This is a genomic window from Gordonia effusa NBRC 100432 (genome assembly GCF_000241305.1).
Lineage (GTDB): Bacteria > Actinomycetota > Actinomycetes > Mycobacteriales > Mycobacteriaceae > Gordonia > Gordonia effusa.
The window spans coordinates 14,010-40,213 of sequence record NZ_BAEH01000020.1; the positions used below are offsets into that span (position 1 = coordinate 14,010).

The following is a 26,204-nucleotide window of genomic DNA, read 5'->3' on the forward strand; positions in this document are numbered from 1 at the left end:
GGCACAATCCAGTCGGGCGTCGCCGCCGCGTTCACATCAGGCGGCCCGCTCAGTGTGCGGAATCCCAGTCAGCGTGATGCACCGGGCAGCCTCGTTGCGCACCACTGCATACGTCGCATATTTCGCCGTCGACCGTTCCGGCGGCGCCGCATTCGGCGCAGTCGGTCAGCACGCGCTGGCATTTGCGGCAGGTCTCGCCCACCGGTGCCACCGCGACCCGCACCGGCGCATCCGCGCCTGCCTGTGCGGTGGCCTCGGCCCGGCGCGCCCGCGCCGCGGCCAACGCTTCACGCGCCGACTCCAACGTGATGTCCTCCGGTCGCAACCCCTCCCGCTCGAAGGCCGCCGCGGCAGCGGGGGTCAGTCGATATTTCAACGCCACCCCTGACCGCCGGAGCCCGATTCGAGTGAGCCGCAGTGAACGAACGTAGAGCCGGTACCTGAGTTGGTCGGCGCGTCCGAATTCCAGCTTGAGCTCGTCGCGCAAATTTTGTTCCAACGGCCCGACGGTGATCATGCGCAGAAGCCCACCCAGCGCGGGTTTGATGATCCGTGCGGCCGGCCGCGCCTTCGGCGGAATGAGTTTGCTGGCGTCCGCGCCGCGTCTACCCAACCCGACCGTGTACTGCGCCAGCTTCGAGTCGGTGAGTTCGTTGTGCAGGACATTGTCGAGGTAGGTCTCGAATTCGTCATAGGTCTGCGGCTGTGCCCGATCATCGACACCGAACATCGAGAACCATTCCTTGGATTCCTCGAAGATCTGTTCACGCTCGGCGCGACTCAATGGCTTCTCCAGGACCCCCAGATCGCTGGCACGGAAAATCCCTTCGAAGAATGTCACATGTGCCCAATAGAAGGTCTCGGCGTTGATGGCGTGATACTTCCGGCCGTTCGGCATATCCCCCTTGATGGACTTGTGGAAATTGCGCACCTGAATGCCATATTTCCTGGCCTCTTCGGGCGGCGCGAACAGTATTCCGTTGATGGTCTTCTGACTGCTGCGGGCCCGCTGGGTGAGCACATCGAAATCTTTCGACGACACCACAACAGAATGATCCGATACGCCCTGGCCGAGTTGAGGCCACATGTTCTCGACGATGGCGGTGCGCTGCCCCGTCGCCGCTTGGACGAACGGGTCGCCCATGTATTTCCACAACAGCGAATTCGGGGGCACCGGATACTGGGCACGCTCCTTGGGACGCAGGCTGTCGTCACCCGCACGCTCGGGTACGCGGGTACCCGCGTAGTAGACGTTCTTCCCGACAATCTCGTCGTTGACCAGCACGTCGGGGTCGGAGGTTTCAGCGGCGGATGGATTCTCCAGCTCGGACATGATTCTCGTCATGGCACTCCTTAGGTGTATGTGTGCCATTCAATGTAGGCGACCACGGCACATATTTCAATATTTGTGCCATATGCTCTCCGGGCTCGCTTACCTCAATCGCGCGATCGGAAGATAATCCCCTGGCCAGAGCCTGTTTTTGGCCAGGGGGTCGCGCGACACAAAATCCCCGATCAGGTGTCACAGTGCCCTTCGCCGCGTTAGTGAACGAGCTGAGCCAAATGAATCGTCGCGAAACGACGCACCGCGCGCTCGTCGTCGATCGCGACGCCGGGAATCGGAATCTCATTCATCGACCAGGCAATTCGCACCAGCAGGTGACTGGCCTCAGTCAGCGCGTCGTCGGGCATCGTCGCTCCCGCGCGACGCAGCGTCGTCGCGACCCGGCCGGCGAAAACCGTCATCGCCTCTTCACGTACCGACCGCAAGACCGAAAACAGCTTTCCCGCCTCGTTCAGTCGCAACACAGCGGAGAAGAACGGGACCTCATGGGCGAGTCGCGCGGTGGTGCAGAACGCTTCGACAACCGCCGCCTGGGGCGGGAAACCACGTGTCGAGTGGTCGAGTTCGCGTGTCATATCCCCCAGCACCTTCTCGGCAACGCCGAGAAGCAGGCTGGTCTTACTGGGAAATCTTCGGTACAGAGTGCTTCGACTCACCCCCGCACTCGTGGCGACATTATCGACATTCGCGCGCCGCATTCCATCGGCCTCGAAGACCGCCTGCGCCGACGTCAAAATGGCCGACACGATGTCGGCGTCCACAGCGGTATCCGCTGTGGACGCGACCACGGCATCCTCCACAGTCGAGCTATCGGTCACTGATCCAGCCGTCGACGATTGAGGCGACCTCGTCGGGCTGGCGAGCCCAACGGTTATGTCCGAGTCGCTCCTGTGTACGCACCCGAGTCACCGGTGCGGACTTGAATTTCATTGTGAGGCAATCACTTTCAGCAGGACTGAGAACCGTGTCGCCCGCTACCCTGATCGCCAGTACGGGCAGTTGGCACCGCGCGATCGCCGCTTCGTAGTCGATATCGGCGCCGACCGGCTCGTAGCGCCCGGTCATTATGACCCGGGACATGTCGGTCACCATCGACGCGCTCTGGCGTCCGATCCGTGGCGCCCGGGCATATCCCGTGCGCCGCACCACTTCCGGCGCGACTCGAGCCGCCGCAACACGCATGACACGATGCCGGCCACCTCGACTTCGCTTGAAATGACTTGTCCCCGAGGCAACCAGGATGAGCCCTGCCGCCGGGGTATACGGCCGGCTGGCATAGAGCGCCGCGATCTGTCCGCCGAGGCTATGCCCGAGTACATATTGCTGACTGATCGGAAAATGCCTGCGCGCCAACGCTTCCACCGCGACGAAATCCTGCGCGGCCTGCAGATGCAGACCGAATCGGCTCTCCGGTCCCGCCGCCGGACGACTCTCTCCCTGCCCCCGCAATTCAGCGCATACGACGTTGAGCCCCAGCTCCGTGAGCCGTCGGGCGAATGGGTCGTAATACTGCGCACCGACACCGATACCCGGCCAGACGGCCACCACCGGGCGACGGGCATCCGCTCGCCAGATCCGGACCGGCGTCTGAGTGCCGTCGGGAAGCTGGATCGCATCGCATTCGGGCTCCTGCAGCACCGTGCTGTCCACCATGATCAGCTCTGCGCGACGCGAGCGTCGTAGTCACCACGACGCTCGGTGTCGGGACTCATGAACAGCCGGTAGTACCTGCGCTGCGACAGTAGGCGCCGCTTCAGCGGACCGGGCATGATGCCCATACCCGCCACGCCGGAGATGTAGCCGGGAACCACGGTGTGCAGGCGGCGGGTCTCGATCGCATATCGGACGCCGCGGGCGACAGCTTCCGGAGTGACTGTCGGGCCGGGGAAGTCTATTCCGTCGATAAGCGCCGTGCGCGCGAACGATGGTTGAACCGTCGAAACCGCGACTCCCAACGGGCCTAGTTCGCCGCTGGCCGCCTCGCTGAATCCGATAACGCCGAATTTGGCCGCGTTGTAGATACTCAGTCCCGGAGCGGCAAGACGACCGGCGATGGACGCGACGTTGACGATATGGCCGTCACCACGTTCCACCATTCGCCGCGCGGCTAGCTGAGTGCCGTGAATTACCCCGAGCAAATCGATATCCACGGTCCGCGAAATCAACCCGGGTTGATAGCCCAACAGCGGCCCGACCGGCATCACACCGGCGTTGTTCACATAGACATCGATCGGGCCCAGCTCGCGTTCCACCAGGTCCATGAAGTCACCAACGGAGTCCCGACTGGTCACGTCGACTTGGGCGCCGAGAATGCCGGCGCCGGCCGCTGATTCTTTCACTTGGGCCTCGTCGATATCGCCGATGGCGACATGCGCACCGGCATTACGAAGCTCGAGTGCGGTGGCAAGTCCAAGGCCGCGGGCACCGCCGGTTATCGCAATGACCCGTCCGGCCAGCGGATATCGGGCCTGCTTGCGTGATCTTCGTGTCAATGCCACGTCGTCTACCTCTCTCGGAGCAACTTGGCACATAGATATATCACATGTGCCATACTGTGCCCAGTCATCCTCCGACCTCAAGACAAGCGAGCTGACCACATGGCCCAATCCGTTCTAGAATCCGCCGCCGTACCGCCGCGCACCTCCCCGCTCGTCGAGATCCTGGAATCCGCGCGCGCGGCATTTATCCACGATGGCATCCCGGACCTGGACACTCGCCTGGATCGGCTCACCAGGTTGGGCGCGATGATCACCGATTGTTGTGACGAACTCGCCGTCGCCGTCGACCAGGACTTCGGTACCCGACCGCGATATCTCACGATGACCGGCGACATCGGGGCGGTGCTACTCGAGATCGCAGAACTCCGCCAGCAATTACCCAAGTGGATGAAAACCGAACGCCCACACCGCTGGCGGCGGATCGTCGGATTGGACCAGTCCGTCCGATACGACCCACTCGGGGTCATCGGCATCGCAGCGCCGTGGAATTTTCCCATCCAGCTCTCGCTGACACCGACGGCCGGCGCCCTCGCCGCGGGTAATCGAGTGATGTTGCGCCCATCGTCGATGACTCAACGGACTTCGGCGGTCCTCGCGCGGCACGTCCCGCACTACTTTGAGCCGGAGGAATTCACTATTGCCACTCGCGCTGACGGCCCAGGGGCCGCGTTCTCGAAACTCGATTTCGACGGCTTCTTCTTCACCGGTTCACCCGAGGTCGGCCGTGAGGTGGCGCGGGACTGCGCCGCGAATCTCACACCGGTGACGTTGGAGCTGGGCGGAAAGAACCCCGCAATCGTCGATCGCGACGCCGACCCACGCACGGCGGCCGACCGCATCGCGCGCTCCCGGCTCACTAACAGCGGGCAAGTATGCCTGTGCCCCGACTACGTATTCGTTCCGCAGGAGAATCTGGATGAATTCGTCGCCGAAGTCCTCGCTACCTGGCAATCGATGTTTCCGGCCATCGCCGAAAATGACGACTACACCTCGATCATCGACGACGACGCCTACCGGCGCATACTCGGCCTGATCTCCGACGCACGGGATCACGGCGCGCATGTCGAACAACTGATTCCGCCACGTGAACTGCTCCCCGACCCGTCGAGTAGAAAAATCCCGCCGACCGTGGTCACCCGGCTGACGTCGGCGATGGAGCTCGAACGACAGGAGGTCTTTGGACCGGTCCTCTCGGTTTACGGCTACAACGACCTAGCCGAGGCGATCGACCATGTCAACGCACATGACCATGCGCTCACCCTTTATTGGTTCGGCCCGAAGAACGCTCGTTTCGAACACGTGGTGGATCGCACGCGTTCGGGCTCAGTGAACGTCAACGACTTCTTGCTGAATATGGCGCCGGGGACGCCATTCGGAGGCGTCGGTGCCAGCGGTTACGGCAGCTATCACGGCGAGTATTCCTACCGCACCTTCAGCAATGCCCGGACAGTGGCCGGTTCGGCGATGCCCCTGTCCAGTGCCCGGACAATCAGCCCACCGTATTCACGTACGGCGACCACCGCGGCGACGCGCGGCGTGTATGCGAGTAGGCGTTTGTTCCGATGATGCCCCGACCATCTCATCCAGGCTCCTGAGCTAGGATTACGCATCACCGTTGGCTGCCCCGGAAAGCGATATCTTGACCGTCCGCAAACGCAAAACCCGCACGTCTGCGGCACCTGACCGTCAGCAACAGTCGCTTCTCGACGTCGCGGAATCGATGATCGAACAGCTCGGTTTCAACAATTTGAATGTGGACCAGGTGGCGGAATCCGCCGGGATCAGCCGCCGGACCTTCTATCGTCGGTTCCCCAGCAAAGATGACCTCCTAATCGCCCTTTTCGAACGGGTGGCGAAACAGGCGATGAAACAGATCGACCATGCGACTGCCGGCATGAATCCGCAGGAGACTGTGGTCGAGGCATTCGTTATCACCGCCCGGTGGGCCGAACTCTCGCCGATCAAGGCTGAGATGATCCTGCGTCGCAGGCACGTGATCTCGAATATGGCCAATCATATGGAAGCCGAGGTCAACGAGTGGGTCGCCGCCGCGTTACGCAAGTCGGGTGCCCAGATGCCCGAAGCCGATCTCATGGCTGTTTCGGAAATCTTCACCCGCCTGGTGATGTCGTTCGCCGAGCGGCCCGATTCCGCGCAGGTGGATATCCGCAGCGCGGACTCGATGCGCGAATACGCGAATCGGTATCTCACCCAACTCGTGTGGTGACGCCGCTACCCGCCGGCACCCTCTGACGGCGTCGGTGCGGGTTGGCCGGTTGGTTGTGTCCGACCGGGTGCGGCGGGCTTCTCGCCTTGCGGTAACGCCGTACCCGTGCCGCCGACATCCGTGATCGTCCAGCCGCTGGCTTTGTCGAGGGTGATCGTGAAACTGCCGGTAGTGATTGTGCCGCTGGGTGATTGGGTGCTCTTGGAGGTCATCTCCACAAATGCGTCGACGACGAACTGATCGCCTTCGCGGCTCCGCACCTTGGCGGCGAGAGGCTTCACCGTCGTGACGTAGCGAAGCTGAGCGAAGAGCGGCTGCACCACGGTCACCGCGCCATCGAAACGAGTCTTGAGCTGGTCGCTGACTCCTGATTTCAGCGCGGTTCGCCATGCATCGATGTCTTCGTAGTTGACTCGTGCGGTAGCCACCGCATAATCCAGGGCCACCTGCTCGGCTTTTGTGGTGTCGGTGTGTTCGGCCTGAAGTTGCGCCAACCGGTCGCCGTCGTCGTTGAGTCCTGCGACCAACGCCCAGGCCACGCCGATGGCAATCGCCGCCACCGTCGCGATGATCGCCACGGCTGACATCACTCGAGGCGTCTTGCGGGTGGGCGGATCACCATCGCCCGGACCATTGCGGCGTCGCGCTCGCAGCCCGGTGCGGGTCGGCACCGCATCGATTTTCTCCTCGTTGTCAGTGATCGACATAGTTATTCTCCTTCAGCGGGCCGGGGTCGCGGATTTGGTTATCGGAAAGCTGGGCGGTGGACCATTCATTTCGGCACCGTTACGGAAACCCGAACACTGTCACCGGGTAAAGCCAGTAACGCCTGTTGCAATAGATCGCCGATATTGAGTGCCCCCAGAGCGGGCGCGGTCGCCAGCATTATCGGCTTTATTGTGGTAGCGATAGGTCCAAGTTCCGGGCCGATTTGCTGGACGAGCTTCACCAGTCGCTGTTCGGTCGGCCGCCAGCGTTTGAGTTTCGTTCCGCCATCGACCTTTTGGGCAGCGCCGAATAGCGCCCGGAACCCCGAGCCACCGCGTACCCCAACCAACTCGAGCGCGGGCGCGCCGTCCACCATCGCAGACTTGGCCCAGTCCGAATCCTTGAGCATCGTCATCAAATTCCGCAAGGACTCCTCGAGAACCCCTCGTCTACTGATCAACGTGGTGGCCAGCAGATCGGCGCCGCGTCCGATCACCGGGGTCGCGGTATCCAAACCCGTCACCGCCTCGGTCACCGTATCGACGAGCCGATTGAGCACCGTGGGATCGAGTTGGTCCAGCGCGCCCGACGTCGCCTGCAATAGCTCCGCCACCGTCGTGGGAATCTGCACATTCTTAGTGGTTAGGTGAGCGCCGTCGGCGAGATACGGTCCCGCCGAATTCTGCGGTGCGAAATCGACGATCGGTTCGCCGAGAACCGACACATTCCGCACTTGGATTCCGGTGGCCCGCGGAATCCGGTAGTCGGCGTCATAGGACAGTTGGACACGAACCGCCCCGTTGATAGCGCCGACCGAGCTCACCCGTCCGATCCGCTTGCCCCGATAGCTGACTTCCGAACCACTACGCAACCCGCCGGAGGCGGTCAGATCGATAGTTATCGTGTTCTCGCGTACCCGTGGATCCATATGCAGGATGCCAACTATCAAGTAAGACGCACCCAAGACGGTTACCACCAAGAACAGGGATACCGACAGCCACGTGGGAATCTTCGTCATTTCACCAATCCCGCCATTCGCAATATCACCAACGCATCCTTGGTGGAATCACCACCATTTCCTTGGATGTGAAGCATGGAGATATTCACCGACGGGCCTCCGGTGAGGTAAGGGATGACCTTGTTTCGCACCAGCGAGATCATGTCGTTGATTGGCCCGTTGTATTGGTAGGCATGAGCGGACTTGTTGCGCAGCACCGACGACGTCTTCTCCAGAAACATGTTGATGGTGGGCAGGGATGGAAGTAGCCACTCGATACCCGAGGTGAGTGTCTCGAGGTCGATGATCAGATTCAGTACCGATTTGATGAATATCGGCATCCGCGACAGGCGTAGACCGGCTGCGTCGGAGAAGACGAATTCGATGGTCGGACGCATGGCGAGCATGGTTTGCGTCAGGTGATCCATCCCGCCGAGCATGCGTCCGATATCTCCGGTGCGCCGCGCTGCTCCGTCGAGATTCCGCGCGACCGAGGATGCCAGCGCGCGAGTTGTCGCCGGGTTCATCGCCACCGCGCGGCCAAGCTGATCGAGCGACCGCTGCAGTCGCAGGATGGATCCGCCGCTGGCAAAGGTCGCGATCCGTTCGAGCATCTCTTCGACCTGCACTCCCGGATCCGTCTGTGCCAGTGGGATTTTCGCCCCATCGGCGAGTTCGGCGCCACCACCAACGGGTACGAGCGCGAGGTATACATCGCCAAGCATCGTCGTTTGCCGCAGTTCGGCGCGCGTTGCCGACGGCAGCCGCACCGAGTCGGTGATATCAGTTTCCGCGATCACCGCATCGCGCCCCAACTCGACCGACTGAACCGTTCCCACCTTGTTGCCGTTCACCATCACCGCGGCCCCGATCGGCAGATTGAGAACCGACTCGAATTCGATATGTACGCGGTACGTCGGGCCATCGACCCCGGAGCCGGGCATGGCGTGATTGGCGGGGTTGAACGTACATCCGCCCAATGCGGCGATTCCGATCAGTATCGACACCATCAGGCTCAGCTGTCGCCGGATACGCATGACCGGGTTCATGGCCGTCCCCCAATCGCGCCGAGCAGTACCTCGGCGAGCGGAACGGTGGCGTGCCGATCGCCGTCGGCGATACAGCTTCCACGGCGCAGCCGGTTGAGCGCGGCACATGTCGTCGCCGAATTCGCGGTGGACACCCTGGCTCGGGGCGAGCGGTATTGGATCGACACGGTGCCGGTGTTCGTCCCGAGAGTGCTGCCGAGCATGAGGACGATACTGGGGACTTTGGCGAGTAGTTCGCGGGAGTCGCGGAGTTCGCTGTTGATCACCGATAACAACGGCACAGATTTCTCCAGCAGCGGTAATACCGCGGGTAGATGTTTCATGAAGATTCGGTCGAGTGGTTCGATCGCGCCGACCACCAGTCCCACGATGTCGGCTACCTTCAGCAGATTCGAGATGAAGTCCATACCGGGCATCGATAGAAGTACCGACTTGACCGTGCCCCACTCGTCGGCGATCGGTTTGGTCACCTCCGCCGTATTGTCGAGCAGTTTGCCGAGTTGGTCCATGAAGTTGTCGGGATTGGCCATTAACCGGGCCAGGGATTCCAATTCGCCTCGGATCGCGGGGCCGAGTCCGTCCAGTTCGTCGGAAGCACTGGTGAGCAAGCTTTCGATCGGGCGCTTTCCCGCGGCGTCGGGAACCGACAGCTTCGAGATGAGCTGGGTGAACGATTTGATCGATTCGTCGACGCTGACCGGCACGTGGGTCCGCTGCTCGGGTATGCAGGAACTAACGTCGAGCTGTGGCCCACTCGAAGTGGTCGCATCGACCAGTTCAACGCGGCGATCGGCCACCACCGAGTTGCTCACGACCGCGGCCTGCGTGTTCGCGGGGAGCCTGCGTCCTTCGACGCGCATGTCGACACGGGTGTTGCCACCCTGGGGAACGATGGACGACACCGACCCGACCTTGACTCCCAGCACCGTCACGTCGGCGCCGTCGTACAGACCGATGGTGTTGCTCATCAGCGCGCACACGTTCTGTGCGTCCGCCGAATCACGCATATGCACCACGGTCCCCGCTCCGGCGAGGACAACGATGCCGACAGCCGCCGCACCCACCCCGAAGGCCTTCTTGCCACGCATCCGAACCATCAGCACGACCTTCCTGGCACCGGCAGACATACCGCCGAAAGGTCGACGAGCGTCTCTTGCTGGTCGACTACCGCCTGACCTTCCGGCCCGACCATCGCCGCCAAGGCTCGTGTCGCCGTGCGCATCTGGCCGAACAGCGCGGTCAACTTATCCCTGGTGAGGTTGAGTTGCTCGATACTGTCTTCGAGGGGCAGGACCATCGGTTCGAGCGTGGTTTGCCATGGCCCGCCGAGGAATTCGAAAACCTTCCCCAAGACGGTCAGCAGGTCATCGGCGAATTGCTGGGACATCGCTCGCCGGCTCATCAGCGCCGGTCCCATCGCGGCGTATCCGCGCAACAGTTCCAACAGGACCTCTTTGTTTCCGTTGATCTCGGTGACGTACTCATTGGAGAGCGACAGCATGTCCTCGACCGACTTCTTCTGCGCGGCGAACAGGTCGATGACGCCGCGGGTATGCGTCAAGATGGACCGGATCGCACCGGGACTGCCCGCCATGGTCTGCGCCAGTTCGGTTGTGCTCTCCCGCAGCGCGTCGGCGTCCAGGCCGGAGGACACTCGGTGACCGGATTCGATCAATGCTCCCACCGTGTACGGCAAAGCGACCCGCTGCGGCGGAACCGGTTCTCGCAGCGGCGCTGCACCGTCGGGAAGTAGTGCGAGATAGAGCCCGCCGACAGGCGTCAGCATTCGGACCGCGATACTCGTCTGCGCCCCAAGGGAATACGTATCCTTCACCGAGAAATCCAGCCGCACCCGATCGCCCGCTATGCCGACATCCAACACCTTTCCGACCGGCACGCCAGCGATTCGCACCTCATCTCCGCTCTTCACGCCGCCGCTTTCCGCCATCAATGCGGAATAGCGGGCCTCACCCGGTGGCCGCACGTAGAGCACACTTGCTCCGATCGCGACCACGATCACCATCGCGACTCCGACGGCACCCCAGATCAGCTCGCCTCGCCGGGTCGGGAGTTCGGCACCCAGCCCCAGTCCGCGCGGCCGCAATCGACGCCACCGTTGTGTCGGCGCGGAACTTCCTACCGCTTGCATATCGTCAGATGCCTCCCACTCAGCAGAACCGCGACCGGGGCCGGCAACGCGGCGCTTCCGCGTGCACATTTCGCATCGGTCTCCGGGATCATCGCGGCGAGGCCTTGTAAGGCCGCGGGCAATGCCCGCAGGGTTCGCACCGCTTCCCGGGTATCCGGAATGACTTCATAGACTCGTTGGGTGAATTTGTCGGTACCGCCAAGAGTCACCAACGACAACGCATTCACCGCCCGCGCGATCTCGCGGAATTCCCGCTGACCGAGGTCGACGAGTTTGGTGGCCTGATCTATCCGATCGGATACCGAAGTGAATGCGGCGTGAAAAATCGACAGCATATCGGAAAGCTTCGATGCTCGCCCGCGCACGATATTCGCCACCCCCTGCATATTCCGCAGGATGGTCTCGAGTAATTCCGTCCGGCTGGATGCGTAGCTTGCCAGGGTGTCCACATCTTTGAGTACCGCGCTGAAGTCGCCGTCGTTTCCGCCGCCTTCGATGAAATCAATCATGCTGCGTGCCAACCGATTGTAGATCGCCGGATCGGTTTCTTTCATTATCGGCGCGAGGCCGTTGAATAGCGACGTAATGTCGAATGAGCTGACCGTTTTGGCGAACTGAATGTCGGGTGCGGCATAGGGCGCCGAATCTTTCCCCGGGTTGATCGCGAGGTATCGCTGGCCGGTGAGGTTCTGGAATTTGATCGCGATCTCGTCGTCGACCCGCGGTCGATTGGCATCCTGAACGTCAAAAGTCACCAATGCGCGACGGCTATCGACAATCGTGATGTCGGTGACCTTTCCTACCTGGACACCGCGCAATCGGACGTCGGAGTTGACCCGCAAGCCGAATACGTCGGCAAATTCGGCCCGATACGCGGTCGTACCACCGACGACCGGACGATTGATGGCCTGCACTATCAGAACCACGATCATCGCGACCACCAGCAAAAACACAGCTAACCGCCAAGCAGCGGCGACCGGCGTCTTCATCGACCACCTCCCGGCCGCGTCGATATCGCCGATAGCGCCGCGGTCACCGCGGGCATCGTCCTGATCGCCACGTCGACATCGAGTTCGACGCGATTCCCGCGACGATGTAGCGCCCCATTCATACCTGCGATCAAGCGCCGGACATCATTCTGAGACACTTTCGCCAAGCTCGCGTTGATCGGCGAAAGCATCGCTGTAAGCCCGTCCAGCATCGGTACCACTGGCCGCAGTTCTCCCACCGCCTTGCCGACGAAGGCGAAAACCAAATTACTGATCTCGGTGAGTAGGTCCGCCGATTTGACGGCGAGTTCCGCCGAGTCGAGTAATTCCACCCGAGCGAATGAGTTCACGGATTTCAGCGCGCTCGGGGCCAATACCGATACGCCTTCGATCAATTCTCCTAATCGGGGAAGAATCTGGTCCATCGTCATATTCTGGGTACGCCGCACCGACTCCATGGCCACCAGTGCGGACGTGACGAATGGCGTTATCGCTGACATCAGCCCGGCGGAATCATCGATAGCCGACGACAGCCTGTCTGTCACAACCCCCAGAACTGTGCGCCCCGCATCCCGGAATAGTTTGGTAACTGTGTAATTATCGATTGAGTCGAGCCGGATGGTCTGGCCCGCTCGTAGTCCGCCAGCCCTGGCCGCCGGAATCAGTTCGATGGCAGTAGAGCCGAAAATATTGTCGGAAATGAACCGGGTGCGCATCGTCGGGGATAATTCATGCATCCGGTCGCTGGCCACGCTGAGCGTCGCGACCTGGCGATCGCGGCCTTCGCTGACCAATTCGGTCACCTCACCAACCGCGACACCTCGTAGACGTACATTCGAGCCCACCTCGAGACCGTCACCAAAGGAAGTAGCTACCAGTTCGAATTCCGCACATCCGCAGCCACGCATTTTCGGGACACCCCATAATGCGAAACCGCTGACGACGAGCGCCAGAATCACTCCGACTCCCAACACTCGCAATTGTGCCGGCGTCACGTCACGCCTCATCGCAATACCGCCTTGACTTCTCGCCGCATGGTCACCCGGCGAAGCTGATGTCTGAGCTGAATCCCCACATCACGATGGTGAGCAGCATGTCGAGAAAGATCACTAAAACCAGACTGGCGCGCACCGCGCGGCCGGAGGCGACTCCGACGCCCTCCGGTCCGCCCGAGGCGTAAAAGCCCTGATATGAATGCGCAATGGTCACCGCGACTACGAATATGACTACTTTTATCAACGAAAAGACGACGTCGCGCGCACTGACGAATTGATCGAAATAGTGCTCATAACCACCTGGCGCCTCACCGTGAATCAAGGTGACCGTTGCCCAGGTGGTCAGGTAGCTCAACGCGAGGGCGATCACATAGACCGGCGCTATCGATATGATCGCCGCGACAATACGGGTCGAGACCACAAATGGAATAGGTCGGATCGCTTGCGCCTCCAGCGCATCGATTTCCTCGGAGACCCGCATCGCCCCGATCTCCGCCGTGATCCGGCAGCCGGCCTGTGCCGCGAATCCGATTGCGGCGATCATCGGTGCCAGCTCACGGGTATTGGCGAGCGCGGACATCATTCCGGTGAGCGGTCCCATGCCCAGCATGCTGAGCGTCGAATAGCCGACGATCCCGATCATGCCGCCGGCCGCGACCCCCATAATCACGATCACCGGGGCAACGCCACCGCCGATGATCACCGAGCGACCATTCCCCCACGTGAGATCGGTGAACGCGATCATCGTCTGCGATCGGTACGCCCGCACGGCACGTCCGGTGCCCGCTACGGCCATCAAGGTGAAGTGAAGTTGGCGGCCCAGATTCTGCACGAAGGTATCGAGCCGCCCGACCACTCGTACCGGCGGCCGAATCCCTTTCGGCCGGTAGCTGGACGGCTGCGCACTTCTGATCACTGTCATCAGAAGAACCTCGGGGGGATGAACATCGTGATCAGTTGGGTGATGATCAGATTGGCGATCATACAGGTCAGGACGCCGATGACCACAGCGGCGTTAACGCTGGTGGCAACACCTTTCGGCCCGCCGCGGGCATCTAGCCCACGTTGTCCCGCAATCACCGCTACGAGAAACCCAAACAGCGCTGCCTTGGCGATGCAGATGGAGAGGTCAGTCACGCTCGCGAAACTGCCGAACGCCGACCAATACGATCCCGAAGCCACGCCCTGCCCCATGATCGCCACCAGGAAGCTGGCCAACACACTCATCAGGATGACGACGACGGCCAGCATCGGCGCGACTATGGTCATCGCGACCACTCGAGGCGCGATGAGTCGAAGTCCAGGGTCGACCCCCATGATCCGCATCGCGTCGATCTCTTCGCGAACGGTGCGCGCCGCGAGATCAGATGCGATCGCCGATGCTCCGGCGCCGCCAACCAGGAGAGCCGCCGCCATCGGCGCCGCCTGTTGCATCACTCCCATTCCGCCGACCGCTCCGACCAGCGAGGTCGCGCCGAGATCTTTAGTAATACTGCCGACCTGCACCGCGATGACCACCCCGAACGGGACTGACAGAAGGATCGCCGGCCACACGCAGACTGAGACGAAAAACCAACCCTGAGTTAGACCTTCCCGAACTGGGAAACGTCCGCTTATCGCTCCCGCCGCGACGAGCCCAATCGTCCGAAAACCGAGTCGCACGGTCCGGCCAAAAGTATGTAATCCATCTATGGCTATAGACGACATAGCGGTCCTACCAAGACAATAATCCTAACGATCCTAAAATGGTACGAATATCCGAAATAGACCGGAGAATCCCGGCGGGAATAGAGGAATCAGTTCCCGTACATTATTCAGCGGTCAACCGGGCAGGAATTGCCAGCCCGCTCACGATTCACTCCAAGATTCAGTCGTTTGACCAGTTTTGGCCGTATACCCCATTGGATATCCACATCCGGACCGGATAAGTCACCGTCGCTCGTCGTCGGCGAGTAGCGCCTAACCTCGGCCGGAAAACCATTCGAGAATACCAACGAGTTGGCCAACGTCGGTAGCACGAAATCATTCTCGACAGACCATTCGTATTTCCGTAGAAGCTGATGGAAAAGGGAGAACACTTCCATCCGCGCGAAATGCATTCCTACACATTTATGCGCTCCCCCGCCGAATGGCATCCACAGTCCCGGATGACGCTTATCTTCGGCGCGCTCAACGGCGAACCTATCCGGATCGAATCGAGTGGGATTCTCCCAGACGTCGGGGTTCGTGTGGTGTCCCCAGGTCAGAGTGGCGATTAGTGTGTTGCGCCTGATCTGATAGCCGACCAGCCTCGTCCTGCGCACCGCCGTGCGCTGCATCATCGGAACCGGCGTACGAAAACGCAATGTCTCGCGCAGGATTTTGTCGAGCTCCGGCAGCCGCTTCAGGTCCGCATACGACAATGTTTCGCCGAGCGCCAGCGACTCCCGTCTCGCCCTCGCCTGCCATTTGCGATTGAGCCCGATGTAGTAGGCCATATTGGTCATCGTGATGGTCGTCGTGTCATGGGCGGCGAAGAGAAAGAACATCATATGTCTCATCACATCGTCGTCGGTGAATCGATCGCCGTTCACCGCGGACGCATGGCAGAGCTGAGACATCAAGTCGGGGGTCAGCGACGCCCGCTTGATCGGAACCCACGACCGGAGGGTGCGGTGTAGATAACGCCGCGCCCTCGCCTGCGCCAATGGATTCGCCGAGACGAGGTCGTCGAACGCCTTGCCGATGCGATAGATGTCGTCCTCGGTGAAGTCCAGGCCAACAAAGTTCGTCAAGGCGGCCTCCATCGCCACCCGCTTGAACAGTTTCCGAAGCTGCACGCCGCGGCCTACCGCGAGTGAATCCACATGGGTGGCGACAGTGGCCGCCATACCGTCCATATAACCCGCGATCTTCTCCGGGGTCAGCGACCGTTGGATGATCAAACGGTCATGACGATGTTCGGCGAACTCCTTCTGCAGCAACGCTTTTCGGAACATTCCGGTCAGCGTCAAACCCCACGCACGTTCCGCGGAGAACGATTCGTCAGAGTTCAGCGCGATAGCCTGGGCGACCTCAGGGTCGGCGGCCAGCACGATATCCATAAACACGAGCGGAACACGCACCATTTTGGTGCCACGCCGACGCTGCATCTCACCGATCGCCTCGCCGGGCCCCTGTCCGCGCACCATCCCGACGGTCATCTGCGCGATGTCACGCACGCTTACCCGAGGCACTAATCCGCGCTCCAATACGAACGCTCGGTCGGCGGTGTCCACGCCGGTTTGCTGTGCGGGATGTGTCATGCAACACAGTGTGGCACACTTGCTATCAATTGTGCCACCCTTCTGTGCAGGCATTTTCCCGACGGATGGCACACTTGCTTCTCTAAGTGCCACTTATCTGCGGGTTTGCGCAGGAGAACGGAGCAGACGACATGAACACTGGACGGTCGCCAAGACACTTCGCTGCGGCGACGTTGCTCGGCGTCGCTGCCGTGGCGGCAACGGGGTGCAGCGTGGATGCGCTCACCGGGGGTGCGGTGAGCACCAGCTCATACCCGCCGGTCGCCGCGCTCCCCGCTCCGACGCCTGGATCATCCACTCTCCCAGCAGGTTTCCCGACAGACATCCCAGTCGTCGCGGGCAGTTATCGCCTCTCCCATACCGACGGCGCGACTCGGCTGGAGGTCGCGGAGGTGACTCCGTCCGATCTCACCAAAGCGCGGCAAGCACTCGACGACGCCGGATACCGCCATGAATCGGTATTGGGACAGGACATGTATTTCAACGCCGCTCACACGGTGACGGTAAGCGGCACCGACATCGGCTACGGCTACACGCTGATCTACCGAGTGAGCCCACTGCCCAGCATTCCGGGTATGCCGTCGCTGCCGAACACCACGCTGCCCACCTTCGGATGATCCACCGACTACCCCACCGCGGATGAAAGGCCTTCTGTGGCACATCAATACAGCCCGGGTTTCGAACGTCTCGGCCGAACGGTCACCCGCCACTCTGTCCTGGCGATACTCATCTGGATAGGCATCGCGGCTGCGACCAACCTCCTCTGGCCGCAGTTGGAATCGGTGGCGAATGAGCACTCGGTCTCACCTTTTCCGCAGGACGCACCGTCGATCACCGATATGCACGAAATGTCGAAAGCCTTCAAGCAGGAGGGAGCCGACAATTCGCTCATCATCGCGATGAGCAATCCCGGCGGATTCACGCTTGAAGCGCGGGCGCGCTATACCGCGCTGGTGGAGCGACTCGAATCCAACGAGGCGGTCACTTTTGTGCAGGACACCCTGACCAGCCCGCAAGCCCGTGACAACCCAGCGATTCAGAAGCAGGCGTTGAGCCCCGACGGTAAAGCGTGGTTCCTGCTGGTGGGCTTGAGCGGCTCGCTCGGCTCCCCCGAATCGATGCAGGCACTCAAAGTGGTCAAGAATGTCGTCTCGCAGACATTCGTCGGATCACCCACCACCGCACAGGTGACCGGCAGTAGCGCCACTCTGGGTGACCTTGCGCTACAAGCGATCTCGGATACCAAAGTGATCGGCGTGATCACTTTCATTCTCATCACGGTGCTCTTGCTGTTGATCTACCGGTCGGTGTTCACAGCGGCATTGCCGCTGCTGGTGATGGGGATGAGTATGGTCGTCGCTCGCGGTACCGTCGCGGGCCTCAGTTCGCTTGGCATGCCGATCTCCAGTAGTTCGTCTGCCTTGATGGTCGTCATCGTCGCGGGTGCCTGCGTGAACTACACGGTGTTCTTCATCAGCCGATATCACGAATACATCCGGGCCGGATCACCACCCGACGTCGCGATCGCCCAGGCCAGCGGCTCCATGACGCGCGTCATTCTGGCGACAGCGGCCACCGTCGCCATCGCCAACCTCGCACAAATAACGTTGCGTCTCAAGGCCTTAGCCGCATCCGGTCCGGCGGTCGCGGTGGCAATCGGGATTGGATTCCTGGTGACCGCGACGATGTTGCCCGCGGTCCTGCATCTCGCGGCGCGACGGGGAATTGGATTGCCGCGCAAGGAGGCCGGCGTCAAACACTGGCGGCGAATGGCCGTGATGGTAGTTCGGCGACCGAAGACGACACTAGCGGTGAGCGTCGCGATACTCGCCGCCTTCGCCGCGCTGGCTCCGTTCATGCGTTTCAGCTACGACGACCGGGCCGCACAGCCCGCGGATACCGAGAGTTCAGCCGGCTATCGCTTGCTCGACGCCCACTTCCCACCGGATTCTCTTATGCCGCAATATCTTACCGTTCGGTCGAATAGGGATCTGCGAACCCCGCAGGGGCTTGCCGATCTCGACCAGATGGCGCAACGGATCACCCAGATACCTGGTGTCACCCGCGTAGTCGGGATCACTCGGCCGGACGGACAAAAACTGACCCAGGCGACTCTTGCCTGGCAGATAGCCACCATGGGCCGGGAGTTGGGCCGCACCAAAGGAATTGTGGATGGCTACGCGCCGCAGATGGACAAGATGCAACAGCTCGCCGACCTCATCTCCGGGATGGCCAGCGACATCAGTCCCGCGGAAGTGGCTCAACTGCAACGCACCATCGCAGATGGCTTTCGGCAAGCCGGCACCGCATCCGCGCAAATCGCACAGTTTCAGCAGCTGGTTGATCAAGCGGCCCAATCGGGACCGATGCTGGACCGCCTGATTACCCTGGCACCGACCTTGACCACCACCGTCGATGCCCTCAACCGTGCCATCGGCGTGATCGAACCGGCGCGGCAGGCGTTGCTGAAGTGGAAGCCGTGTGACGCCAACAGCACCTGCGTCGAACTGCGCAAACAACTTGCGACACTGGTCTCCGCTAAAAACGATGGTGCACTGGCGACCCTCACCGCGGCGGCGGCCACGATCAATCAGCTATCGGCCGACGGCACGAAACCGTCTGCGCTGATCGGCTCGGTGCGTTCCCAGCTGTCGCAAGCGCGGACCTACCTTAGTCAACTCGACACTTTCAAAGCCCAGTACGACAAGATGACCGACACCCTCGATCGGGTACGCGCCCTTGGCATCAGCACCACGGATGCCGCGGCGATGGGGGACCGCGTACGCCAATTGCGGCAACAGGCCACCGACGCCATGGGTACCGTCACTGAACTATCAGCCTTCCTTCAAACCGTAGGCAAAGACGCCGGCACACCCGCGGCGTCGGGCTTCTATCTCCCCTCGGGCCTACTCTCGATGGGCGATTTCGCCTCTGCCGCAGCATTATTCGTATCTTCGGACGGAAAGATGGTTCGATATCTCGTGCAGACGTCGACGGACCCGTACAGCGAGGAAGCAATGGCACTCGCCGACCGAATGAGAGAAGTGGCGCAGCAAGCCACGCCGAATACCTCACTGGCCGCCGATACCGTTGGGGTCGGCGGTCTTCCCGCGATCCTGTCCGACCTACAACATGTCTTCCGCCTCGACTTCATCGAAATCATCGTCGTGACACTGCTGATCATCCTGGCAGTGATGTGCCTGCTGCTGAGATCACTGGTGGCCCCGCTCTACCTACTCGCCACGGTGCTGCTGACCTATCTCTCCGCGCTCGGGGTGGGAGTCCTTGTCTTCCAAGTGATCCTGGGCCAGGACCTGTACTGGGCGGTGCCCGCGATGACCTTTGTATTGGTCGTCGCGGTAGGAGCCGACTACAACATGCTGTTCATGTCGAGGCTGCGGGAGGAGGCGCACGCCGGTTTCCGACTCGGCGTGATGCGCGCGGTTCGGTCCACCGGCTCCATCATCACCTCAGCGGGCATGATCTTCGCGGCCGCGATGTTCGGCATGCTCGCCAGTGGGGTGTCCACGATGTACCAGATGGGATTAATTATTGGCGTCGGCGTCCTCATCGACACGCTGATCGTTCGCTCACTCGTCGTGCCGGCGATCGCGGTACTGGTAGGCACAAGGAGCTGGTGGCCCGCAAAGCCGACCGCCACCGGATAAGAAGAGTGCCCGGCCTAGCGGGGTAGGCCGGGCACCACGACTGTTTGCGGTCGAACCGCTTACCTGATGACTCCGTCGGCGACCGCGAGCAGGTCGGGGATCGACACGATCTTCGCCCGGCGCCGCCCGCTAGCACGTCCCTCGGCCTGCTCGCCGGCGTCGATTCGTGCCCAACCCACTTTGTCCACCACCCGCACATTCCGCGACTCCAGCAATGAGCCAACAGACGCTCCGCGCTGACGAGGTTCGCCGAGATCCCCTGCCGCATAGTCGGATAGAACCGCGCGCGCCGTCTCCTGACCGCAGCGCCGATTGACACCGACTCCGCCGGTGGCACCTCGTTTGATCCATCCGGTCACGTAGACGCCCGTCTGAATCCGGCCGGAGTCGTGGACTCGGCCGTTCTCATTAGGCACCACTCCCCGCGCCGGATCGAATGGTATGCCGGGCACCGGCTGCCCGCGGTAGCCGATCGCCGAAATAACCAGTCCAGCAGCCAATTCCGTCGTTTTGTCGGTTGCCACCACTCTGGCCTGACCGGCTCCAGGCAGGTATTCGGTGCGAACCATGCGGACGGCACAAACCTCGGAGTCGCCGACAATCTCGGTAGGCGCCTGCAGGAATCGCAGTACCAGCCGCCTATTGCCGGGCACCGGCGGCCGGATCGAAAGTTCTTCCGCCAGAGCGATCTTCGCCGCGAGCACACTATCCAGCGTGCCTGCGTCCCGAGCAGCGAGGGTCTGTTCATCGAGAGCCAACTCCGCCGGGTCGATAACCACGTCTATCCCCGGCATATCACCCAACGCGACGAGTTCGGGCAATGTGTAGGCGGCCTGCGCCACACCCCGGCGCGCCAACAGCACGACCTCTGAGACACGGCTCATCCGCAACGACTCGACCGCATGGTCGGCGGCATCGGTCAGCGCCAGGTCATCCGGGGACCGCAACATCATCCGGGCGATGTCGATCGCGACATTGCCGTTGCCGATCACCACCGCCCGCTCGTGGTCGAAACGATAGTCGTCACCGGCGTGGTCGGGGTGACCGTTGTACCAGCCGACGAAATCGACTCCCGAGACCGATCCGGGCAGATCCTCACCGGGGATTCCGAGACTCTTCTCGGTGGCGGCTCCGACCGCGTAAATCACCGCATGGTAGTTGTCGGCGAGTTCCTGATGGGTCACGTCACGTCCCACGGTGACGTTGAGCAGATAGTTGAAATTCGCATGCGCGGCTATGCCGGCCAAAGTCTGTTCCACTGCTTTTGTCTGGGGATGGTCGGGCGCGACTCCGCCGCGGACGAGTCCATACGGCGTCGGCAAGCGATCGAACATATCCACCCGAATACGTCCGTGCCGCAACAGTTCCTCGGCCGCGTAAAAGCCCGCGGGTCCGGCCCCGACGATCGCCACCCGCATTTGATGATCGGGTGGCAACGGGATCAGGTCGTCGGTAAACGCCGCGGGACCATCCACTCGATGGTCCCGGTAGTAGTCAACGCTAACCTCAAGAAATCGTCGATCCCGCTCTACGAGTTGGTGTTCGGGAACGATCGCGGACACCGGGCAGGCGACCAGACACAATCCGCAGTCGACACAACTGTCCGGGTCTATATAGAGCATGTCGGCGGTCGCGAACTCGGGTTCGTCCGGTGTGGGATGAATACAGTTCACCGGGCAGACCGCGGCGCACGACGCGTCATTACAACACGGTGCGGTGATGACGAAAGTCATTGACAGCCCTCCTTCCGCACTTCAGGCGTAGATCTCGGCCAGAGTCTCCAGCGTCGCTTTGGTGACCTTGCCGGTAGCCGTACGTGGCAGTTCTGGAACCTCGATGACGTCACGCGGGACGCGCGACCGAGAAAGCTCTTGCGAGACATACTTTTTCAAGACGTCAGCGGAGATGGTGGCTCCACTGGCGGCAACGACGAATACGCGCAATCGCTGGCCGAAATCAACGTCGGGCACGGCCACCACCTTCGCGTCGGCGACGTCGGGATGCGCGGCGAGCACGAGTTCGAGTTCCTCGGGAAACACATTCTCGCCGCCGGAGACGATCATTCCGTCGGATCTACCTTCGATGAACAGCCTGCCCGCGGCGTCCAGCCGACCCACGTCGCCGGTCTTGATCATCCCGTCAACTGATTCCTTGGACGTCGAATCCGTATACGTCGCAATGGTTCCCGCGCTTCCAACGTAGATATCACCCCGCTGGCCCACGGCGACCGGTTGACCGTCGACCATGATCTTCACCCGAACACCGATCGGCGCACTTCCCGAACAGGCCGGCTCGGCGACCAGATCCTGCGGTGTGGCGATAGTGATGAACGATGCCTCGGTCGCACCGTAGAGGTTGTACATCACCGTGCCGAACTCATCGAGGACGCTGCGCACCAATGCGGTTTCGAGTTTGGCTCCTCCCGAACCGACGATCCGCAACGCCGACCGATCGATCCGCGCAAGCTGTTCCGTCGGCAACGACATTAGCCGACGTAGCATCGTCGGCACCGTGATGACAGCCGAACATCGATGGCGCACAATAAGTTCCAGAGCTTGCTGCGGATCAAACCGGCGATCGAACACGATCGTCGCGCCGAGCATCAGCGCGGAGGCCGCCACTATCGCGCCCCAACCGTGAAATACCGGCGGCGCCAGGAAGATTCGGTCCTCCCTGCGCAGCGGAATCTTCTGCAAGAATCCCGCGATCATCGCCAGCGAAGGTCGCTCGGAGGAGCTGTTCGAGTCACGACTGGCCCCTTTGGGGGTTCCCGAACTGCCACTGGTCAGCATCACGACGCTGGGTGCCCCGGTCGGACGCGGTGGCAGTCGGCTCGAGTTGCTACTGATGAGCAGATCTATGTCGCTGATCTCGCCGTCGGCGGGCCATGCGATCAACCGCTCCACGGTTTCGGCCAAACCAGCGAACGCGGGAGCGAACTCGGCATCGTAGATGACGATGTCGACCTTCTCCCGACGACAGACCTCGGCCATCTGCTTCGGCCCCATATCGGTATTGAGCAGAACCAATTTCGCGCCAGCCCCCAGCACGGCGAACAGGCCGAGCAAGCTATACCTGCTGTTGCGGCACATCAGCCCGACAGTCGGACGCGCAGCCGCGGCCAGATGCGTTCGCAGCCCGTTGATCAGAGAATTCGAGGCCGCACCGAGCTGACGGTACGTCAACGCGCCACGCGGATCGATCAACGCGACGGCGTCGCCGTGAAGTATCCCGAGCAATTCGCCCGCCGCCGCACCCCCGCCCCGCACTCCGGCCCAGCCGAGTGCGGGAATCCTGCGTACCGACGGAATCGCGCCGGCGCCGCGCAGAATCTTCAGCGATTCTGACTCCTGTTTCACGACGGCCCGCACCTGGGATAGGTCCATTCGCCTACTTCCTACTCGAGGGCCAGTCGGCCCGAAAGTTCATCCGGAGCATCTTCACCGGATTTCGTTCTAGATTTCGCATTTCCGTGCGGCGACCGGGTTCCCCGATCCGGCCGCGCGAGATCAGAATGCGTAGCGCGTTCCGGTCAACCGCTCCGAATCCACCCAAAGCCGTTCTGCGACTTGACGGTTTCGCGAAAGGCCGCTGGATGGATTCGGACGCACTCGTCGGCCACGGACCATCAGTCCCGGACCGTAGAACGCCTCCGATTTCGCATACGGAGCCGCCGCCGCGTGGGCGATCGGTGCCGCGCCATCGGATACCGAACCACCGAGTTTCGCGGTTTGCCCGAAGATTCCGAACGTCGTGGACTCGGAGTGGTCGTACAGTCCGGTGGCAACCACACCGGGGTGGGCGGCGTACGACCGCACCTCGCTGCCGCTCGCGCGCAGCCGGCGATCCAACTCGCGAGCGAACACCAGGTTGGCGAGTTTTGAATTCCCATATGCCGCAGTGCGACTGAAGGGTCGGTGCTCGAAATTCGGATCACGCAAACCGGCCGCTCGACCCCGCCAATGCGCAACACTGCTTACCGTCACGACTCTGCGCCGCACCTTGTCGAGGAGCAGACCCGTCAAAGCAAAGTGACCGAGATGGTTGGTCCCGAAGGCTCGCTCGAATCCATCCTCGGTCTTCCCCTCCGGCACGAACATGATCCCCGCGTTATTCACGAGGACATCGACCGGGTCACGCCATCGCGCGGCGAAGTCACGCACCGATTCGAGACTCGACAGGTCGAGCTCTTCGACCACCGTCTCGCAGTCAAGAGACGATGCGACTTCTTTCGCAGTCACCAGGTTCCGACAAGCTAGTACCACCCGCGCTCCACTCGCTCCCAGCATTCGCGCGACCTCCGCCCCCAGCCCCCCATTGGCACCGGTGACGACTACCGTCTGGCCCTTCAGATCCGCAATCGGCTCCACAGCTTGCATACTCTCTCCTCCGCAACGACATCGGGCGGCGCCAGTCCATAAGTTGGCACACTGTTGACTGCATTGTGCCACAAATGGCACAGTGAAGAAATACCATGCCAAACACGAGCCGGCCCACGCCGAGGAGAACCGATGACTGAAGTAGCTGACAACGACAGCGCCATATCCGGCAGCACCCCTGACGATCCCGATCTCGTCACCGCCACGGTGAAGATCGGCAACAACAAATTCCATGCCGGCACCCGAATTCCCAACCGCCCCAACGACGACAGCCTGCGACCCAAACAACGCCAGCAGCGTCCCGTCCCGCCGGACTCATTGCTGTGGAAGTACATGGGTGACCTCGGGACCCTGGGCACCACCGGCCAACGCGCGGCGATTATGGAGAATATGTGGCCGCAACTCGGCCAAGGCGTTTCTGATCACTCCGTCCTCGTTTCCCGCGGTGACTTGAAATCTCTGCGCGAGCGCGCTGCGAACACCATGAAGACCATCGGCGGGGTGCTTTACGGCCCGCCGGATGCCGCGTCGAAATACGGTGTCCAGATCCGAAATTTCCACAAATCGATCAAGGGCGATATGCCCAACGGGCGCAAGTACCACGCCATCGATTCCGAAACCTTCTATTGGGCGCATGTGACCTTCTTCGAATTGATCTATCGCACAGCGGAACTCGGCGTATACGACCTGTCCCGCGACGAGAAGGAACAGATCTTCGAGGAGAGCAAGTTCTGGTTCTCCATGTACGGCGTGGACGACCGAGCACAGCCGGAGACCTACGCGGAGTTCGAAACCTACCTCGCCGACGTCAAGGCGAATCAGCTGATCGACATGGGTATCGCCCAGTACACCGCGGGCTCCGCCAAGACGCCGGACTACATGTTCCGCGCGGTGCCCGATAAATATCGCCGGGTGGCCAGGCTGACCGCGCCCGCCTTGGCGGCGATACTTCGAATCACCACCATGGGTCATCTGGAACCCGAACTGCTGGAACGACTTCGGCTGACTGACTATTGGACCCCCAGGGACCGCAAACGTTACCGGCGCCTGCTGAAGATGCTCCGGTTCTACCGGACCACCGCTGCCCGGTTACACCTCCCTATCTCACTTCGCTACGCACCGTTCGCCGTCACGGCATTCCGACGCGAAGGGATCAATCCAGACGACATCACCCTCGAATCGGCGCGTGCCGCCCTCGCCAAAGCGCGGCAAACCTACGCCGACGGGATAGCGGCCGACCAGATTACAGTCACCGGATCGCAGGTGGCGCCGGCCGACGCGAGATGTGCCAAATGTGAACGCAACCTTGAGAATTGCGAAGAATGCGCTGCGGCCGGAACCGTCGAGGGCGAGCCATGCGATGTCTGCAACGGTGCCCAGCGGGGCTGCCCGGTCCATCATGCCGACTGGCGCGAAGCCGCGGTCGTCTGACCAGGCTTAGCCGACGGCGAGTGGAATAGCGCTCCCCTCGCCGTCGGGGGCACCGACGGCGAGCGCGGCGGAATCGCATCGAGACGCTGGTATGGATCATCCTGCGACGGGCGGATATCCGGCTCACCCTTATTGGGCCACAACGACATCGCGCGTTCAGCTTGCGCACAAATAGTCAGCGAGGGATTGACTCCGAGGTTGGCGCTAATCGCGCTGCCGTCGACGACGTGCAGGGTGGGATAACCCCACATCCGATGGTAGGGATCCAGCACGCCGCTGCTCGCATCCGCCGAAATCGCCACTCCGCCAAGATAATGCGCGGTCATCGTGACTCCGAAGAGGTCACTGGAGGAACCACCCGGGGTGCCGCCGAGTTCGGTCGCGACCCGCTCGGCCACTTCGTTGCCGATCGGTATCCACGTCGGGTTGGGCTCGCCCGTCCCCTGTCGACTCGTGACATATCGCAGCGGACCAAGCCGCCGCAG

23 protein-coding genes are annotated in these 26,204 nt (G+C 61.8%); 5 read left to right on the forward strand and 18 right to left on the reverse strand.

Annotated elements, in window-relative coordinates:
* Window positions 1-49: 49 nt before the first annotated feature.
* The 4 genes from GOEFS_RS03475 to GOEFS_RS03490 all read right to left on the reverse strand — a co-directional run bounded on the left by GOEFS_RS03475 (window position 50) and on the right by GOEFS_RS03490 (window position 3,843).
* Window positions 50-1,345 carry an oxygenase MpaB family protein gene (locus GOEFS_RS03475; RefSeq protein ID WP_007316489.1) on the reverse strand — a complete coding sequence of 432 codons (1,296 nt, stop codon included), beginning with the start codon at window positions 1,343-1,345 and terminating at the stop codon, window positions 50-52.
* Between the two features lie 197 nt (window positions 1,346-1,542).
* Window positions 1,543-2,163, reverse strand: a complete 621-nt coding sequence (locus GOEFS_RS03480; protein WP_050949766.1) for a TetR/AcrR family transcriptional regulator — start codon at window positions 2,161-2,163, stop codon at window positions 1,543-1,545.
* Window positions 2,153-2,998: an alpha/beta fold hydrolase gene (locus tag GOEFS_RS03485; RefSeq protein ID WP_007316491.1), complete on the reverse strand. Its 846-nt coding sequence runs from the start codon at window positions 2,996-2,998 to the stop codon at window positions 2,153-2,155. The genes GOEFS_RS03480 and GOEFS_RS03485 overlap by 11 nt, the downstream gene beginning before the upstream one ends.
* Window positions 2,999-3,000: 2 nt before the next feature.
* Window positions 3,001-3,843: an SDR family NAD(P)-dependent oxidoreductase gene (locus GOEFS_RS03490; protein ID WP_007316492.1), complete on the reverse strand. Its 843-nt coding sequence runs from the start codon at window positions 3,841-3,843 to the stop codon at window positions 3,001-3,003.
* A gap of 99 nt (window positions 3,844-3,942) precedes the next feature.
* Here GOEFS_RS03490 and GOEFS_RS03495 point away from each other — a divergent pair, with 99 nt between their 5' ends.
* Entirely contained in the window at window positions 3,943-5,409 is a 1,467-nt protein-coding gene (locus tag GOEFS_RS03495; RefSeq protein WP_007316493.1) for an aldehyde dehydrogenase family protein, read from the forward strand.
* Window positions 5,410-5,458: 49 nt separating this feature from the next.
* Window positions 5,459-6,070 (forward strand): TetR/AcrR family transcriptional regulator, encoded by a 612-nt coding sequence (locus GOEFS_RS03500; protein ID WP_007316494.1) that lies wholly within the window; start codon window positions 5,459-5,461, stop codon window positions 6,068-6,070.
* Between the two features lie 5 nt (window positions 6,071-6,075).
* Here GOEFS_RS03500 and GOEFS_RS03505 read toward each other — a convergent pair whose 3' ends face one another.
* The 10 genes from GOEFS_RS03505 to GOEFS_RS03550 all read right to left on the reverse strand — a co-directional run bounded on the left by GOEFS_RS03505 (window position 6,076) and on the right by GOEFS_RS03550 (window position 16,241).
* On the reverse strand, window positions 6,076-6,777 hold the full coding sequence (locus tag GOEFS_RS03505; protein ID WP_007316495.1) for a hypothetical protein: 702 nt from the start codon (window positions 6,775-6,777) through the stop codon (window positions 6,076-6,078).
* A gap of 65 nt (window positions 6,778-6,842) precedes the next feature.
* Window positions 6,843-7,796: an MlaD family protein gene (locus GOEFS_RS03510; RefSeq protein WP_007316496.1), complete on the reverse strand. Its 954-nt coding sequence runs from the start codon at window positions 7,794-7,796 to the stop codon at window positions 6,843-6,845.
* Window positions 7,793-8,812, reverse strand: a complete 1,020-nt coding sequence (locus tag GOEFS_RS03515) for an MlaD family protein (protein ID WP_040524433.1) — start codon at window positions 8,810-8,812, stop codon at window positions 7,793-7,795. Before GOEFS_RS03515 ends, GOEFS_RS03510 begins: the two co-directional genes overlap by 4 nt.
* 8 nt (window positions 8,813-8,820) lie before the next feature.
* Window positions 8,821-9,921, reverse strand: a complete 1,101-nt coding sequence (locus GOEFS_RS03520; RefSeq protein ID WP_007316498.1) for an MlaD family protein — start codon at window positions 9,919-9,921, stop codon at window positions 8,821-8,823.
* The gene (locus GOEFS_RS03525; protein ID WP_050949767.1) at window positions 9,921-10,973 is read right to left on the reverse strand and encodes an MlaD family protein; all 1,053 of its coding nucleotides are present in this window, start codon (window positions 10,971-10,973) and stop codon (window positions 9,921-9,923) included. The genes GOEFS_RS03520 and GOEFS_RS03525 overlap by 1 nt, the downstream gene beginning before the upstream one ends.
* Window positions 10,961-11,962: an MlaD family protein gene (locus GOEFS_RS03530; protein WP_007316500.1), complete on the reverse strand. Its 1,002-nt coding sequence runs from the start codon at window positions 11,960-11,962 to the stop codon at window positions 10,961-10,963. Before GOEFS_RS03530 ends, GOEFS_RS03525 begins: the two co-directional genes overlap by 13 nt.
* Window positions 11,959-12,969, reverse strand: coding sequence for an MlaD family protein (locus GOEFS_RS03535; RefSeq protein WP_007316501.1), 1,011 nt, complete (start codon window positions 12,967-12,969; stop codon window positions 11,959-11,961). The genes GOEFS_RS03530 and GOEFS_RS03535 overlap by 4 nt, the downstream gene beginning before the upstream one ends.
* 31 nt (window positions 12,970-13,000) lie before the next feature.
* Window positions 13,001-13,879 (reverse strand): ABC transporter permease, encoded by an 879-nt coding sequence (locus tag GOEFS_RS03540; protein ID WP_007316502.1) that lies wholly within the window; start codon window positions 13,877-13,879, stop codon window positions 13,001-13,003.
* The gene (locus tag GOEFS_RS03545) at window positions 13,879-14,664 is read right to left on the reverse strand and encodes an MlaE family ABC transporter permease (protein WP_007316503.1); all 786 of its coding nucleotides are present in this window, start codon (window positions 14,662-14,664) and stop codon (window positions 13,879-13,881) included. The genes GOEFS_RS03540 and GOEFS_RS03545 overlap by 1 nt, the downstream gene beginning before the upstream one ends.
* A 107-nt stretch (window positions 14,665-14,771) precedes the next feature.
* Window positions 14,772-16,241, reverse strand: a complete 1,470-nt coding sequence (locus tag GOEFS_RS03550) for a cytochrome P450 (RefSeq protein ID WP_007316504.1) — start codon at window positions 16,239-16,241, stop codon at window positions 14,772-14,774.
* A 131-nt stretch (window positions 16,242-16,372) separates the two neighbouring features.
* On the opposite strand from GOEFS_RS03550, the gene GOEFS_RS03555 reads away from it, so the two are divergent.
* On the forward strand, window positions 16,373-16,858 hold the full coding sequence (locus GOEFS_RS03555; RefSeq protein ID WP_007316505.1) for a hypothetical protein: 486 nt from the start codon (window positions 16,373-16,375) through the stop codon (window positions 16,856-16,858).
* A gap of 36 nt (window positions 16,859-16,894) precedes the next feature.
* Window positions 16,895-19,909 carry an MMPL family transporter gene (locus GOEFS_RS03560; RefSeq protein WP_007316506.1) on the forward strand — a complete coding sequence of 1,005 codons (3,015 nt, stop codon included), beginning with the start codon at window positions 16,895-16,897 and terminating at the stop codon, window positions 19,907-19,909.
* 59 nt (window positions 19,910-19,968) lie between these two features.
* On the opposite strand, the gene GOEFS_RS03565 is transcribed toward GOEFS_RS03560, so the two are convergent.
* The 3 genes from GOEFS_RS03565 to GOEFS_RS03575 form a co-directional block, all read right to left on the reverse strand.
* Window positions 19,969-21,642: an FAD-dependent oxidoreductase gene (locus tag GOEFS_RS03565; RefSeq protein ID WP_007316507.1), complete on the reverse strand. Its 1,674-nt coding sequence runs from the start codon at window positions 21,640-21,642 to the stop codon at window positions 19,969-19,971.
* Between the two features lie 21 nt (window positions 21,643-21,663).
* Window positions 21,664-23,295, reverse strand: coding sequence for an AMP-binding protein (locus GOEFS_RS03570; RefSeq protein WP_007316508.1), 1,632 nt, complete (start codon window positions 23,293-23,295; stop codon window positions 21,664-21,666).
* 123 nt (window positions 23,296-23,418) lie between these two features.
* Window positions 23,419-24,288 (reverse strand): SDR family NAD(P)-dependent oxidoreductase, encoded by an 870-nt coding sequence (locus GOEFS_RS03575; protein ID WP_007316509.1) that lies wholly within the window; start codon window positions 24,286-24,288, stop codon window positions 23,419-23,421.
* A 132-nt stretch (window positions 24,289-24,420) separates the two neighbouring features.
* On the opposite strand from GOEFS_RS03575, the gene GOEFS_RS03580 reads away from it, so the two are divergent.
* On the forward strand, window positions 24,421-25,719 hold the full coding sequence (locus GOEFS_RS03580) for an oxygenase MpaB family protein (protein ID WP_007316510.1): 1,299 nt from the start codon (window positions 24,421-24,423) through the stop codon (window positions 25,717-25,719).
* On the opposite strand, the gene GOEFS_RS03585 is transcribed toward GOEFS_RS03580, so the two are convergent.
* Window positions 25,686-26,204 (reverse strand): GMC oxidoreductase (locus tag GOEFS_RS03585; protein WP_007316511.1); only part of this gene is annotated, 519 nt, incomplete at its 5' end. The genes GOEFS_RS03580 and GOEFS_RS03585 overlap by 34 nt on opposite strands.